Annotated in this window: 1 rRNA gene; it reads right to left on the reverse strand. The window is 48.0% G+C overall.

The annotated features are described in order from the left end of the window. Window positions 1-460: ribosomal RNA gene (locus tag C1631_RS23600) — 16S ribosomal RNA — on the reverse strand; the annotation flags it as partial.

Raw genomic sequence — 460 nt, forward strand, 5'->3', positions numbered from 1 at the left:
GACTACAAGGGTATCTAATCCTGTTTGCTCCCCACGCTTTCGTGCCTCAACGTCAGATATAGTTTGGTAAGCTGCCTTCGCAATCGGTGTTCTGTATGATCTCTAAGCATTTCACCGCTACACCATACATTCCGCCTACCGCAACTACTCTCTAGCTCAACAGTATTAGAGGCACGTTCAGGGTTGAGCCCCGAAATTTCACCTCTAACTTATCAAACCGCCTACGCACCCTTTAAACCCAATAAATCCGGATAACGCTTGAATCCTCCGTATTACCGCGGCTGCTGGCACGGAGTTAGCCGATCCTTATTCATAAAGTACATGCAAACGGGTATCCATACCCGACTTTATTCCTTTATAAAAGAAGTTTACAACCCATAGGGCAGTCATCCTTCACGCTACTTGGCTGGTTCAGGCTCTCGCCCATTGACCAATATTCCTCACTGCAGCCGCCCGTAGG

It is taken from the genome of Chryseobacterium phosphatilyticum, assembly GCF_002899825.2.
Classification (GTDB): Bacteria; Bacteroidota; Bacteroidia; order Flavobacteriales; family Weeksellaceae; genus Chryseobacterium; species Chryseobacterium phosphatilyticum.